This is a genomic window from Samsonia erythrinae, assembly GCF_004342665.1.
GTDB classification, from domain to species: domain Bacteria; phylum Pseudomonadota; class Gammaproteobacteria; order Enterobacterales; family Enterobacteriaceae; genus Samsonia; species Samsonia erythrinae.
Genome location: NZ_SMBY01000003.1, coordinates 188,994 through 203,881 on the forward strand (window position 1 = coordinate 188,994; position 14,888 = coordinate 203,881).

A 14,888-nucleotide genomic window follows, 5' to 3' on the forward strand; every position below is an offset into this window, starting at 1 on the left:
TCTTTTACTCGTTTCCGCCGCTAAGCTATAGCCGAAAATAACTATAACGTAATGTTTTATCTGTTTTTAATTCCTATTATCGGGAAGGGTAAGTTGTTGCCCGCTATCCGGTAACCAATCATCAACAGATAAAAGCCATCTCGTTGTTTTGCCAAATCAGGATAGGTGAGCAATGACTCCGATTACCTCTCTTCATTTAATGATACGAAATCAACAGGGAAAATCAGCATCCCAATTGAGTCAGGCGATCGAACGTCTGGCATCAGGACAGCGAATTAATGCCGCAAAAGACGATGCTGCCGGTCAGGCAATTGCCAACCGGATGACCTCGACTCTGCATGCTAACCGCGTCATCACCAATGGAATGAGAGACGGCCTCAGCCTGATGCAAACCGCCGAAAGCGGGCTGGATGCCATCAATAACCTGATCCAACGTGGCAGGCAGCTTGCCGTGCAGGCGGCAAACGGAACGCTGTCAGATACCGATCAGTCCAGCCTGAACGGTGAGTATCAGCAGATCAGGGAAGAAATCGACCGCATCGCCTCCTCAACACAGATCTTTGGTCGTTATCCGCTGGCGCCTGCCGAGCCCGGACCTCAGCCGGTCAAACTGGGCGAAACCTTGCCACTGGCAGAGAAGTTTCCTGATGCGAATACGCAGTATGAATTCCCTTCCGGGGTAGTTTCACTGGCTTACATTCCTGCTGGCGCAAAAAATATTGCTATTACCATCAACTCATTAAGTGCCGATGACGATATCCAGCTCTTTACGCGGGATGGTAAACATCTGGCTGGTACGCCAGTAGAAAGCGCAGACGCCGATATCGTTTGGTCAAAAAATGGCGTAACGGACGAAAACGCCATGAATGCCGCCGTGATGACGCAAGACAACGGCTTTTTACCCCATGCGACCTATTCGGCTGATTCGCTGCCAGAGATCGGTGAATACAATATGAATACCGGAGTGCAGACCGCGTATCAGGGAATGACCATCACCTACAGCGGCGATGGCGACCGTTTTGAAAATGCCAACACCGGGGGATTCAACAATGGAAATGTGGGTAGCAACCAACTGGAAAAGATCCACATTGATGAGGTAACGGAAGACCTGATTGTCATTGTGGCTGGCAGCGGTGTGTTTTACAGTCACGCAAGCTGGGATGAACTACCTACCCCGACAGAACCCGCGCCGCCGTTGTCGCCCTCAGTACCGGTCAGCAAGGAAACGACGTTTGTCGTCGGGGCAGGTTTCGATGATACGTTGCAGACGGTCACCCTTGCTCCAACGCCCGCTGACAGCCAGTCGTTGGGGATTTATTCCGTCACGCTCGATACCCCTGAACAGGCGAGCGCCGCAGTAGCCGTGTTCGATAACGCACTGAAAACGCTGGACGGTTACCGCGGCGAATACGGTAGCCAGATGAACCGCTTTGAATCCGTTATTGCCGTGCTGTCGCAGGAGACCGTTGCCACGGCAACGGCCCGCTCACGCATACTGGATGCCGATTATGCCATTGAGGTTTCCGCGATGACAAAAGCCCTGATCCTGCAACAAGCTTCCCTGTCCGTATTGTCGCAAGCCAATCAGCAGCCGGAAAATATATTAAAGCTGTTACAGGGATGATGTCCCTGTGGGAATATTTTCGCCGTTTATTTATTGAATCACTATCGCCATGAGCATTGAAATATTCAGCCGTTGCCCCTTCACCACGGCGGCGTTTACCCGTCTGGAAAAGACTAACAACAGCAATGTGCCAATCGCTGTTGTTGATATCGAGCACGGTATCGATATGACCTTATTAGCGAAAATCATTGCTGATAAACACTGGAATTTCGTCGTTATTCTAAACAACCGTCACCATGCTCCCGTGATGGTGGCGAAAAAGGTACTGCTGTTATCAAAATACACGCCGGTTATCACGATAAAAAATGTCATCTCTGCAATGTCATCGTTCAGAGAAATAAAGGGTAAGGCGATATCCTTATCACCCAATGAGAAAATATTTTTCGATTATTGGCTGGACGGTATTTCAATAAAAACCATCGCGAAAAACATGGCGATAACCCACAAGACGGCTAACAATATGAAAAATAATATCTACAGAAAATATGGCGTAAAGGATTTACTCACCTTTTTACTCATCGCCAGAATTTCCCACATGCAAAGCATCGTTGATGCCGAATATCACAAAGTTATCTACCTTGAAAAAGTGGCCTGACGGACAAATACGACTACCAATAGGGTGCCTTAATCTCACTGATTTTGAGCAAGGTTGCGATATATCCCCCTCAGCCCGTGTTAACGATAGTCACCGGTTCAGGTGCGACAAACAACCATCGCTGGCCAATCTACATGGCGTAAAGCGGATTTTTTCCATGCATCTTCGCCTCGCCGAGACGTTTTGGGTCACAACAATGCGTTCATTATCCGCAGATATTTTCCTCCCCTGAAAGAAAACCGCTCGATTTTTATCTGCTGCGACGTAAAAATATGTAGTAATATTCAGGCTGCTGTTTATAAAAGTCCGTCACCTGAAGTAAGCTGTTTATCATTTATTTTGGATAATAATCAAAGTGCTATGATGGCCAAAACCGCTCTTCCCAACGCTATTCTCCGCGCCTGGCAACGTATCGAATTTTTCCAACCCTATACTCTGGAAGAAAAAAAGAAGAGTTTGCAGATATCGGTTAACAAACTCAGCCAGCACAAGGATAGCCAACTTCCCTGGCTTTCTACTGCGTTACGTAAACAGTATGAAATCCCAGCCAAAGCGTCATATTGCGTCTATCTCGGTCTCTTTGATAAAGGGATAGCAAACACCATCAGTCAGGAGGTGTTCGGGCCGGATGAAGAACATGATGCTGAAGAGCGAGAGCAGCGGTTGGATCAGGAAGGCATCACCTGTTTTGCTAAAGTCCTGCTGAACGCCGAAGGCGTACCTGATTTGGATAAGCTGTCCGTTAGTTCTCTTCCATGGGCGCTCGGCCATTTGAAAAAAGAGCGCTTTCAGGAGCTTAATGCTGAATTTTTTTCTGCCGAATGTCAGCGGCTTGCGAGCACACTCAGAACATTCAGCACGACGTTAAAGCCCATGCGTGACAACGGGCCCGGCGTACTGACAGCGGATGATATTTTAACGCTGCTGACGACACATTTAGTGGCGTGGGCTGACTTTGAACCGCAGTGGGAATATGTTTTACAAATCGACTGGTTTGGGGGACATAGCCACCGTTCAGAAGCATCAACGGAAGAAGAAGAGGATGAAATTGAAGAAGAAATTAGCGATGGCGATAAAAGCTTAGTCCTGCCGATCTTAAATAGTTTCTTTTTTGAAGACATTGAACGCATCATCGCTGCCTTGCAACGGAATGATGAATGCAAAGCCCTCAGAACGTATTTGTCCGTCGATGCTCCGCGAAATGCCAATCTATATTCACAAGACGGTCTTTCATCGATCATTGATAAACTACAGCCGGCAAACATGCCTCATGGCCGCTGGCCTTCCTCCCCCGAACATCCGATGTCGTTGATGCAGCAGTTTGCGATTAATACTGCAATAGACGAACTTTCCGGCGGTGGCCTACTTTCCGTCAATGGCCCCCCGGGGACGGGAAAAACAACGCTGCTGCGTGATTTGATCGCACACAATGTCGTTGAGCGCGCCAAAGTGCTGTCTCGTTTTAAAACTGTTGATGACACGCTGGACAGCGACGGTTTCATCGTCCCTGCACTCACCGGTTTTGAAATGGTGGTTGCCTCCTCTAACAACACCGCGGTGGAAAACATTTCAAAGGAACTGCCACAAAAGAAATCATTGGCAGAAGAGTTTCATTCGCTTAACTATTTAGCGCCGACGGCAAACCAGATCGCGGCAAAATCGCTTCCCAAACGCGAAAATAAAAAAATCACAGAGGGGCCGAGGAAAGGAAATCTCTATCACCTTTTCCACCCGCTGAAGGATGAAATGCAGTGCTGGGGCGTCATCTCTGCGACACTCGGCAAAAAGGATAATCGAACTAAATTCACTCAACGTCTGTTCTTTGATGAGCATTTTGAACGTGACACGGCGTCTGAAATGTCTCGTCCTGATGATGAAAATTACCTGAGTCTGTGGCGCTGGAAACACTATCACTCGCCGACCCCTTTCGCGGTGGTGAAAAAACAGTTCATTGAATGTGTGAAAAAGACAGAAGCGATACAACAGCAATTAATGACCTTTGCCGATCTCCTTGCCAAACAACCTGACGATACCCTTGATGTTCTCACATCAGCGTTGGATGATATGGAGAGATGTCATGAAGAACACCTCAGCAAGCTAAAACTCGCCACCGCACAACAGGATGCCGTGGAAAAACAAATACAGTACACCCACCAGCAGCAAAAAATCCTCGAAAATAATAAGCCAGGCTGGCTGACTCGCTTGATAAAACGTCAACAATTTACTGACTATCAGGATTCACTGGCCGGGCTACAGCATGAGCTTTCAAGATTGACAAAGTTGCAGGCCGAACTTGCTCAAAGCGTTGCTGAGCAGACAGCGCATTGTTATGACATCAAGAACAAAAAGCGTGAGACAGAACAGACGCTTGCCACCGTTACTCAGCAACAACAGGATAATCAGGAAAGATTGCAAGCGTTGAAGACGCAATTTCCCGATATCGTGTTGCCGGACGTCAATAAGCCCATTAATGATGCCGCGTTGCAACGTACCGCATTCTGGCAAAATGCCACAATAAACCGTCAGCGTTCCGCATTATTTATCTGCGCGATGGAGCTACATCAGGCCTGGCTTTACGAGGTACTGGATAAGCGGTTAATTATGCATGTCATGAGAAAATTCAGTCATTTCCTCAGCAATCCTCATACTGAAACGGCGCCATTACGCTGGTGGCAAACGCTGTTTATGGTTGTACCCGTCATTTCAACCACGTTTGCCTCCGTTAGCCGCATGTTTCACGGCGTGAAAAGCGAAGCGCTGGGGTGGTTGATGATTGATGAAGCCGGACAGGCGCCGCCGCAACAAGCCGTTGGCGCGATCTGGCGGGCTAAACGAGTCCTGGTGGTGGGAGATCCGTTACAGATTGAGCCTGTATTCACCACCTCGCCAGCGCTAGTGGAGCGACTTTGTCAGGACGTACTACAGGAGCAGGCCAGGAATTGGAATCCGGCTAAACTCTCGGTTCAACAGGTTGCCGATCGTGTGAATTCATGGGGATGTGAATTAGATGTAATGGACACCCCCATGTGGATCGGTATCCCTTTATGGGTGCATCGTCGATGTATCGAACCCATGTTCAGTCTGGCGAATAAAATGGCCTACAATGGCAGGATGATCCATGGGCTTGATGCCGACAAGATTGCTAGCCTATCGATAAATAATGTGATTAACAATCACTGGCGAATTTCTACCGGCGGACGAGGTGAAAAACAGTACCGAGACAGCCACGGGAACGATTTGCTCTCTCTTTTAGATCGCCTGCTGGCGGAAAATGTATCGCTCAATTCGATTTATGTCATCACCCCCTTCAAGGCGGTAAAAGCGGGTATTTTGCAACGGATTGAACAGCGAAATATAAAAGCATGGCGACAGCATTCACCACAATTAGGGCACCAAGAACTCAAAGATTGGCAAAATAAATGCGTTGGTACGGTGCATACGTTTCAGGGGAAGGAAAACGATATTGTTATTTTTGTCCTGGGCTGCGATGAGAAGAGCAACGGCGGCGCTAAATGGGCAGCAAGTAAACCTAATTTGTTAAATGTGGCCCTTACTCGCGCTAAAAAACATATCTTTATCATTGGTGACCCCAACGTATGGCATGGTTTGCGCTGGTTTCGTGATGTAGCGAAGCAACTACCGGCTGAGCGCTAAAATCGACACGACCAAGCTACGCAAGGGAATGACTCAGGCATGCGGCTATTAAGCAGACGCTGTTGGCAACAAGCCAAAGAAGATGCGGTCGCAAGCATCCCCACCCTGCTCCGCATAGCGTTTTAGGATAGTTAGCGTTAATCGCCCGGCTGTGAAGCCATTCAATTCGAAGTCCGTAGAGTCCAACCCTTTATAATCATGGTACAAAGTGTAAGGTGTTGACGAGGCAAGATCACGTAACACCTAATACGCTAAAAATACAGCTATAGATGCAAAAAAGCCCCAGCATTTGCTGAGGCTTCAACATATATTTGGGCCGCCATCGAGGAATCGAACCCCGGCCCTACTTCCTAAAACAAAAGCAACGCTCTACCTGCTGAGCTAATGGCGGATTTGGCGATACTAAATCACGCACACATTGCCGGCTGCTGGGCCTTTCTGACCATTTTCAATCGTAAACTCAACCTTTTGGCCTTCGTCCAGAGTTTTGAAATCGTTGCTCTGAATAGCAGAAAAATGTACGAATACATCTTTGCTACCGTCAGCAGGAGTAATGAAACCAAAACCTTTACCAGCATCAAACCACTTTACTAAACCAGTCATTTTGTTAGACATAAATATTTCCTCAATACATGAGCCTTCCGGCAAATAGAGTTTGCGCCACAGAATTTGATTATTAACGATAAGGAGGCTCAAGAAGAAGGATTATCCGGGATAACGCTTGAAATGAGGACTGCTTTACTAAACCGCTTTATCTGGTCTGTGTATCAAACCGACGAATCATTAACGCACGTTTAACATTTTTAAGCAAGCAATAAAAACTCGCACTGATGATGGGTTTCTGAAGTTATGTCGCCTGTGGGCACTGCTTCGCGAAGAATACCTAAACCATGAAGACTCAACCTGTTTTCAACGCATTGCCGCATTTTCTCTGCGTAATTCTTCAAGTAACGTGAAATAGACGGAAGAATAGAACAATTCTATGCACCCGAGCCTCCGGTCAATGCACTGTTTTTCCGTTAAGAACGGAACATACTTGCGATTCAGCCTGTGTAACCCATGTTCCTCAGGCTATTGAGCACTGTTGCCATTCTTTCCTGCTGTTCACAGCTGTCCGCCTCCGCTTGAGCCCACATGCCGCCACCAGCTGACAGGTGTTCAGTACCATTATCGCCATACGTCGCCCCCCCAATAATTCAGTAGAAAACGAATCCAGCGATTTTGTGATGGCATCAGTCTGCGACATTTACCCAGGAACGACGCGGAGCGCGAGCCAGTGTTTATCTTGAATATCTCTCACACGCTCACCTCATCATAATAATTTGCCCAACTTCACCCCAAATGTTTGATATTCGGCCATCCCATATCCGGGTCGTCGTCAAAAATCGCATCCAGCAGCGCCTTTTCCAGATTGTCTTTATCCGGTTTTTGCTGGTAGGGCTTCCTGACCTCGTAAGTCGCAATGGCGTTAGCCTATCGAGCTGCGTTCGGCAGGCTGCATTCTTGAGTTACGAAAGAAAACCTATTAGATCAGGGAATACTAATGCAGCAAAGTAAAACTAGTGCGCCTCAAGTCAAAGCGTGGTCTGAATGATTATCTACTGCAATAAAACTCGCCGAATTTCTCCCGCTAAAATCGGGAATGTCAAGTATATATGTGCTACACCAGCCATCAGGATTGCAATTCATCCGCGACAGCTTTAACACACGAGAAGAAGACAAAGAAAAATGCAGAGGAACTCCCCCGGATTTATGTTTCATGATTTGAATGTGAAAGATATTTCAGATCTAAAAGACAATCCATACTAAAAACAGACCATTCCAGTCATAAAATGTTACTCAGACTGCAAGACACGGCAGGAAAATAGCAGTTATTGGTAGTCAGAATATGGTGAAAATGTGGTGAAGGAGTGATTTGGATACAAAAAAACCGCCTTTCGGCGGCTTACAATATTGCACATAAGTGCTTGTTTTAATTCTTTTTAAATCAATGGTGCCCGGGGCGGGACTTGAACCCGCACAGCGCGAACGCCGAGGGATTTTAAATCCCTTGTGTCTACCGATTCCACCACCCGGGCTTGAATATTGGAGGCGCGTCCCGGAGTCGAACCGAGGTAGGCGGATTTGCAATCCGCTGCATGGCCACTCTGCCAACGCGCCTTACCTTGAAAATCTATCAACGCGGATCAAAAGTGATATTGGAGCGGGAAACGAGACTCGAACTCGCGACCCCGACCTTGGCAAGGTCGTGCTCTACCAACTGAGCTATTCCCGCAGTACCAAACTCACTGATTCTTCTGACTTCTTACAAACCAGCGTTGCTGTTGATGCGGTGCATTCTACTGACCTGACACGATGAGTCAACAGAATTATCGAGCAAACACGTTCGTTTGCTGGTTTTTACGGCGCTTCGATCAAGGTTCAAGCAAATCGTGGCGGGCAGCGTTCAAATACTGAAACATTGACCAAAATGTCAGCACCGCTGCTATATACAATGCCACGATACCAACACCTTCGACCACCCGTTCCGGCCGCCATAACAAAGCAAAAAGCGCCATCATTTGCGCTGTTGTCTTAACTTTGCCGATCCACGACACGGCAACGCTGCTTCTTTTACCAATTTCAGCCATCCACTCGCGCAATGCCGAAATAATAATTTCCCGCGCAATCATCGTTGCCGCGGGCAACGTAATCCACCAGGAGTGGTAATGTTCAGCAACTAACACCAGTGCAACGGCAACCATCACTTTATCCGCAACCGGATCGAGGAAAGCGCCAAAACGCGTGGTTTGTTTCCAGCGGCGGGCGAGAAAACCATCAAACCAATCCGTCACGGCAGCGAAGACGAAGATCAGCGCACACAGCAACGGCGCCCAGACGAATGGAAGATAAAAAGCCAGCACAATAAACGGAATAAGGGCAACACGAAACAGAGTAAGCAACGTCGGTATATTAAATTGCATAGCGCTTAGGTAACTATCTGGCTGGAGTGGATATTAAGAGTATGTTGCTACATTGTCCCTAGTGTTTCAATGCATGGAAGATCTTTTCTGCTAATGCATGCGAAATTCCTGGAACATTTGCAATTTCCTCAATGCTGGCATTCATCAAAGGCTGTAGTCCACCCATGTATTTTAACAGCGTTTGACGACGCTTAGGACCGACACCTTCGATAAGCTCCAACGTACTGGTATTTTTTACTTTTGCTCTCTTCTTACGATGCCCGCCAATGGCATGGTCATGCGAGTCATCACGAATATGCTGGATAACGTGTAATGCCGGGGAATCTGGCGGCAATACCACCCCCTCGCCCGTTGCCTCAAAAAATAGCGTTTCCAGCCCGGCCTTGCGATCGCTGCCTTTTGCCACACCGAGCAATAACGGCTTGTTTTTATCCCACGGGACCTGCAACGAATCAAATACGGCTTTAGCCTGACCGAGTTGTCCCTTACCACCGTCAATCACAATCACATCCGGTATTTTACTGTTATCCAGCGCTTTACCATAACGGCGGCAGAGAACCTGAGCCATCGCTGCGTAATCATCGCCCGGCGTAATGCCACTGATATTATAACGCCGATATTCCGATCGTAACGGCCCATTCGCATCAAAAACCACGCAGGACGCCACGGTCTGCTCCCCCATGGTATGGCTGATGTCAAAACACTCCATTCGCTGAATTTCCGGCAGCTTTAAGACATCGGCCAATGCGGTCAGTCGCTGATGAATCGTTGACTGCTGAGACAGTTTGGTGACCAGAGCCGTTGCAGCATTCGTCCGCGCCAGTTTTAAATAACGGGCACGATCTCCGCGAGGTTTCGCCTGTATCTGTATTTTTCTCCCGGCGATCGTCGTTAACGATTCGGTCAACAACGCTTTATCAGGCAAAGCGAAATCAAGCAAAATTTCCGCGGGAAGCGTTCTGCTCAGGCTTCCTTGTAAATAAAACTGTCCGACAAAGGTCTGTACGACTTCACCCAGTTCCGTGCCACTTGGCACCTTGGGAAAGTAACTCCGGCTCCCGAGGACTTTTCCCTGCCGGATGAACAGGACATATACGCAGGCTATGCCGGCATCAAAAGCAACGCTGATGACGTCCAGATCTTCGCTGTCGCCGGACACGAATTGTTTTTCCGTCACCCGACGAACCGCCTGAATCTGATCGCGAATTCGCGCGGCTTCTTCAAAGCGCCATTCACGGCTGGCGGATTCCATCCGCGCGATGAGTTGACTAAGCACCTGCTGATCTTTACCTGACAGGAAAAGGCGGACGTACTCAACCTGCTGTTGATAATCTTCGTCACTGACCAGACCGCTCACACAAGGCCCAAGGCAACGACCAATTTGATATTGCAGACAGGGACGAGAACGGTTGCGATAGACGCTATTTTCACACTGCCGCACCGGAAAAAGTTTTTGTAGCAATGCCAGCGTTTCACGCACGGCATTCCCATTAGGAAACGGGCCGAAGTATTCACCCTTCGCGTGTTTAGCGCCTCGGTGGATAGCCAAACGTGGATGAACATCGCCGCTGAGGAAAATCATAGGATAAGATTTATCATCGCGTAACAAAACGTTGTAACGAGGCTGATAAAGCTTAATGTAGTTGTGTTCGAGCAGCAGGGCTTCAGTTTCTGTGTGCGTAATCGTGACATCAATGTGATTGATGCTTTTGACCAATGCCTCCGTTTTACGGCTGGCAACATGACGACGGAAATAGCTGGAAAGCCGTTTTTTTAAATCCTTCGCCTTACCGACATAGATGACCGTATTACCAGCATCGTACATTCGGTAAACCCCTGGCTGGCTGGTTACCGTTTTTAAAAATGCCGAAGCATCGAAACTCTCACTCACTACTTAACAATGTCTCCGCGGTAAAAAGCCCATGCCGGATAGCCAGATGAGTCAGTTCTACATCACCGTTGATATTTAGCTTGCTGAACATACGGTAACGATAGCTGTTCACTGTTTTAGGGCTGAGATTAAGCTGATCCGAGATTTCAGTCACTTTCTGCCCTTTCGTAATCATTAGCATAATCTGTAACTCACGTTCAGACAAACACTCCAACGGCGCATCCGTCTGCGGCTCCAGCTGTCTTAGCGCCATCTGTTGGGCAATATCAGAGGCGATATATCGTTTACCCGCATGTACCGCGCGAATGGCGGAGATCACTTCCTGAGGCGCGGCCGCTTTGCTGACGTAACCCGCCGCACCTGCTTGCATCACTTTTGCGGGCAAAGGGTTTTCTGTATAAATCGTGAGCATAATCACTTTAATATCTGGAGAAAACCGTAAGATTTTACGCGTTGCCTCAAGACCGCCGATGCCCGGCATGCTCATATCCATCAGAACAACGTCCACATCATTGTTGCGGCACCATTTAACGGCATCTTCACCACAACATGCCTCGCCAACCACTTTCAGACCTTTGGTATCGTCAAGAATGCGTCGTATCCCTGCCCGCACCAGTTCATGGTCATCAACAAGAAAAACGCTAATCAAAGAATAATTCTCCAAAAAAGGGGAAGTAACACTTACATGACACGTTGCTTGCAGGTGATACTACGTTGGTTTCAAAAAATAATGAACACTGGCTTATATGAATAAGTCTTTTTAAGTAGACCAAGAAGATATAAAAATCATCCATATCTGCGATCATAACAATATATCGTTAATTGAATGGTGTGTATTGATCACATTATTAACATTTTAAATACGCGGTTCATGATAACCAACCCTGTGACAAAAATTATAAAACCGTTAACCTTAATCAAATGGCATGCAATTGGCTTTACATTTGGAATGTCAATAAAAAATCACTATTTTAACCATGTTATTACACCGAACCCCACCATCAACTGTATTCATATTATACAAATAATATATTCAGGGAAAATCATCCATAGTGAACATCGTATGTATTAAACAGAACACATCCATAGCTTTTGCCGCAAAATAAACCCGAAATATATGCGTTTTTCTAATAAGTTAAATGCATAAAAAACAGCCACTAAAATGACATTATCCACGAATAATACCGTCAATAATATGCTTTATGCTATACTCGCGCTTATCGGGATCTGTCTGTTGTGTTAGCGGCAACGCTCATTTCAGGCAAAGAAAACATCTTTTCTTGTTGAGGACAAAACATGAGCAACGTAGATTTTTCTACTACCGCATCCGTTGAAACGCTGGCCCATGAGGTAACCTGCCTGAAAACAATGGTGACGCTGTTATTAAAAGCAATCGGTCAAGCGGATGCGGGTAAGGTTATAATTAATATGGAAAAATACATATCTCAGTTGGAAGACGCTGAGCAAGCCGCTATTTTTGATAACACAATTAAGCAGATCAAAACCGTTTACCGCAAATAGCACCGTTTGCTACACCGCTGTCTCGATAACCTTACCGGTGCCAGCGGTGTAGTGATATTCAGTAAGACTGCCTTGAAAAATAGAGACTCGCGTCTATTTATTTTCAATACTGATAAGCTTCAGGAGCAATGCCTCTTCTTTCTTTTTATACTGCGTCAACTCGATGACTGAAATTTTATCCAGAAGCTGTTTCCTGGAAAGGGCTTTTCTCTCATTAACCAACTCTTTCAACTCAGTGAAACACGCATTTATTTTGTACTCCTTAGCGCTTTCCATACAAATTATCTCATGTATTGCCTGGCTCAATTCAGACAGTGAGATAACTGACTTTGGGTCCTGATAGCTTTTTTCGACGACAGCCAGCAATTTTTCGAATCCCATTTGAACCTCCGAAATCAAGCAGAATTTACCCTTTAGTCAACCAGGAAAATCCAGCCGCCTCTCAACGTCGCCCCGGTGGATGTGGATATGCCATGTGATACGCCCCGTAACATCATCGGTACAGCCTATCCCACCAGTTAAGCATAGCACTTTCTTTTTCCTCTACCCGCTCCCGACGGGCAGGGATCCAACCGTTTCATATCGCCAGCGAGCAGGTCTTCTCCGGAAAGAGAGCGCCAAAAACATCGTTTCCATTACAAAAGTATTTTTACGATTTATAAAGATTGATAACAGAGTAAGGAGATAAGTGAAGAAAAATAACCAGGGGAAATAACAAAGCGAGTTTAAATAAAAACATTGCGCGCAGGATGTCGCTAACAAAAACAAAATGCTAACAAAAAAGAATCTATTGCGGTGTTGGTGGGTCGTGTAGGGCTCGAACCTACGACCAATTGATTAAGAGTCAACTGCTCTACCAACTGAGCTAACGACCCAACGGGGGGAATTATTCTCCTCTCAAGCGCGGCTGTCAAATACTTCATCTTAATTTTTTCTTATTTTTTTATGCTCGAAAATTGCATTGTGAGCGATTCACAACTTTGTTAATCTACACGGCCTATATATCTGCACAGCTATCCGTTTTATATCCTCTTCACTTAGGGCAAAAAACATACAGCATCTTTTGACGTAATTATCTGCCCTCTTTATGTCTGGCAATCTCCAGTACCCGCTATAATATGTCACGCGGTTGCGCTATCTTATCTATTTTGATTTTAGCAAACGAGAGCCACCAAAGAGCTCAATAAAACATCACAGACAGAAACAGGAAAGTGTACTAAATGGCCGAACAATCAAAAGAAAGTGCAGCCCTCTCCCCTGAACGGGGAGAAGGGCTGCAACGTAACCTGACTAATCGTCATATTCAGCTCATCGCCATCGGCGGCGCAATCGGCACCGGGCTGTTTATGGGGTCGGGAAAAACCATCAGTCTGGCGGGTCCCTCGATCATCTTCGTTTATATGATCATTGGTTTTATGCTGTTTTTCGTCATGCGCGCGATGGGAGAACTGCTGCTTTCCAACCTCAATTACAAATCATTCAGTGATTTTGCTGCCGACTTACTCGGCCCCTGGGCTGGATTTTTTACAGGTTGGACTTACTGGTTCTGTTGGGTCGTCACCGGTATTGCCGATGTCGTAGCCATTAGCGCCTACTCACAATTCTGGTTCCCTGATTTATCGCAGTGGGTCTCTTCCCTGCTTTGCGTTCTACTGCTATTAACGCTAAATCTGGCAACCGTCAAACTTTTCGGTGAGATGGAATTCTGGTTCGCGATGATAAAAATCGTCGCCATCGTGGCGCTCATCGTTGTCGGTGCCGCACTGGTGATGGTGCAGTTTTCTTCGCCATCCGGAAACGTCGCCTCATTTGCCAATCTCTGGAACGATGGCGGTATGTTCCCTAAAGGCATTAGCGGCTTTTTTGCCGGCTTTCAGATAGCCGTCTTCGCTTTCGTTGGTATCGAACTGGTGGGGACAACCGCCGCTGAAACAAAGAACCCCAAAACCGTGTTGCCCCGCGCAATCAACGCTATCCCGATACGCATCATCATGTTTTATGTTTTTGCACTGATCATGATAATGTCCGTGACGCCGTGGAGTGCGATTACAGCCGATCGCAGCCCCTTCGTCGAAATGTTCGTGTTGGTGGGATTACCTGCGGCGGCCAGCGTCATCAACTTTGTGGTTCTCACCTCTGCGGCATCCTCGGCCAATAGCGGCGTTTTTTCTACCAGCCGCATGCTCTTTGGTCTGGCAAAGCAAGGGGATGCGCCAAAAAGTTTCGGCCTGTTGTCTAAACGCGCCGTGCCTTCCACAGGCCTGATGTTTTCCTGCATTTGCCTGCTGTCAGGTGTGGTATTGATTTACCTGATACCGAATGTGATGACCGTCTTCACGCTGGTGACCACCGTATCCGCGATTTTGTTTATGTTCATTTGGAGCATCATCCTGTGCTCCTACCTGACGTACCGTAAAAAGCGCCCTCAGCTACACACGGCATCATTATATAAAATGCCGTGGGGGATTTTCATGTGCTGGGTCTGTCTGGCCTTTTTCGCATTTGTCATTGTTCTTTTAACGCTACAACCGGATACATTGAAAGCACTGGTTGTCACACCACTGTGGTTCATTATTCTGGCCATTGCTTATCAATTTATTCGACGTAAAAAGCAGGCTATGAATACGAAGTAGCGCGAAT

10 protein-coding genes, 5 tRNA genes and 1 pseudogene are annotated in these 14,888 nt (G+C 47.0%); 5 read left to right on the plus strand and 11 right to left on the minus strand.

Translation table 11 applies throughout. The features are described 5' to 3' along the window. Positions 1-172: 172 nt before the first annotated feature. The 3 genes from EDC54_RS07520 (at position 173) to EDC54_RS07530 (ending at position 5,873) form a co-directional block, all read left to right on the plus strand. The gene (locus EDC54_RS07520) at positions 173-1,624 is read left to right on the plus strand and encodes a flagellin N-terminal helical domain-containing protein (protein WP_132454795.1); all 1,452 of its coding nucleotides are present in this window, start codon (positions 173-175) and stop codon (positions 1,622-1,624) included. Between the two features lie 49 nt (positions 1,625-1,673). Next, positions 1,674-2,219: a helix-turn-helix transcriptional regulator gene (locus EDC54_RS07525; protein ID WP_132454797.1), complete on the plus strand. Its 546-nt coding sequence runs from the start codon at positions 1,674-1,676 to the stop codon at positions 2,217-2,219. A gap of 363 nt (positions 2,220-2,582) precedes the next feature. Next, complete coding sequence (locus tag EDC54_RS07530; protein WP_132455144.1) at positions 2,583-5,873, plus strand: DEAD/DEAH box helicase; 3,291 nt, start codon at positions 2,583-2,585, stop codon at positions 5,871-5,873. Positions 5,874-6,185: 312 nt separating this feature from the next. Here the strand turns inward: EDC54_RS07530 and EDC54_RS07535 are convergent. From EDC54_RS07535 to uvrY, 9 genes and pseudogenes are all read right to left on the minus strand, one after another. Beyond that, positions 6,186-6,264, minus strand: a tRNA-OTHER gene (locus EDC54_RS07535). An 11-nt stretch (positions 6,265-6,275) separates the two neighbouring features. Continuing rightward, entirely contained in the window at positions 6,276-6,488 is a 213-nt protein-coding gene (cspE, locus tag EDC54_RS07540) for a transcription antiterminator/RNA stability regulator CspE (protein ID WP_132454798.1), read from the minus strand. A gap of 689 nt (positions 6,489-7,177) precedes the next feature. Continuing rightward, positions 7,178-7,316, minus strand: a pseudogene (locus tag EDC54_RS18035) (RusA family crossover junction endodeoxyribonuclease); the annotation flags it as partial. A 548-nt stretch (positions 7,317-7,864) separates the two neighbouring features. Beyond that, positions 7,865-7,951: transfer RNA gene (locus EDC54_RS07555), tRNA-Leu, on the minus strand. Positions 7,952-7,959: 8 nt separating this feature from the next. Then, positions 7,960-8,033, minus strand: a tRNA-Cys gene (locus EDC54_RS07560). 39 nt (positions 8,034-8,072) lie between these two features. Beyond that, positions 8,073-8,148, minus strand: a tRNA-Gly gene (locus tag EDC54_RS07565). Between the two features lie 139 nt (positions 8,149-8,287). Next, positions 8,288-8,836 (minus strand): CDP-diacylglycerol--glycerol-3-phosphate 3-phosphatidyltransferase, encoded by a 549-nt coding sequence (pgsA, locus tag EDC54_RS07570; protein WP_132454800.1) that lies wholly within the window; start codon positions 8,834-8,836, stop codon positions 8,288-8,290. Between the two features lie 58 nt (positions 8,837-8,894). Further along, on the minus strand, positions 8,895-10,727 hold the full coding sequence (gene uvrC / locus EDC54_RS07575) for an excinuclease ABC subunit UvrC (RefSeq protein WP_132454802.1): 1,833 nt from the start codon (positions 10,725-10,727) through the stop codon (positions 8,895-8,897). Further along, complete coding sequence (uvrY, locus tag EDC54_RS07580) at positions 10,720-11,376, minus strand: UvrY/SirA/GacA family response regulator transcription factor (RefSeq protein WP_132454804.1); 657 nt, start codon at positions 11,374-11,376, stop codon at positions 10,720-10,722. The genes uvrC and uvrY overlap by 8 nt, the downstream gene beginning before the upstream one ends. 647 nt (positions 11,377-12,023) lie before the next feature. Here uvrY and EDC54_RS07585 point away from each other — a divergent pair. Beyond that, positions 12,024-12,248 carry a DUF2594 family protein gene (locus tag EDC54_RS07585; RefSeq protein ID WP_132454805.1) on the plus strand — a complete coding sequence of 75 codons (225 nt, stop codon included), beginning with the start codon at positions 12,024-12,026 and terminating at the stop codon, positions 12,246-12,248. A gap of 93 nt (positions 12,249-12,341) precedes the next feature. Here EDC54_RS07585 and EDC54_RS07590 read toward each other — a convergent pair whose 3' ends face one another. Together EDC54_RS07590 and EDC54_RS07595 are read right to left on the minus strand one after the other, a co-directional pair. Next, positions 12,342-12,629: a hypothetical protein gene (locus EDC54_RS07590; protein ID WP_132454807.1), complete on the minus strand. Its 288-nt coding sequence runs from the start codon at positions 12,627-12,629 to the stop codon at positions 12,342-12,344. Between the two features lie 418 nt (positions 12,630-13,047). Next, a tRNA-Lys gene (locus tag EDC54_RS07595) sits at positions 13,048-13,123 on the minus strand. 345 nt (positions 13,124-13,468) lie between these two features. Between EDC54_RS07595 and cycA the strand changes: the two genes are divergently transcribed. Next, positions 13,469-14,881, plus strand: coding sequence for a D-serine/D-alanine/glycine transporter (cycA, locus tag EDC54_RS07600; RefSeq protein WP_132454809.1), 1,413 nt, complete (start codon positions 13,469-13,471; stop codon positions 14,879-14,881). Positions 14,882-14,888 lie beyond the last annotated feature (7 nt).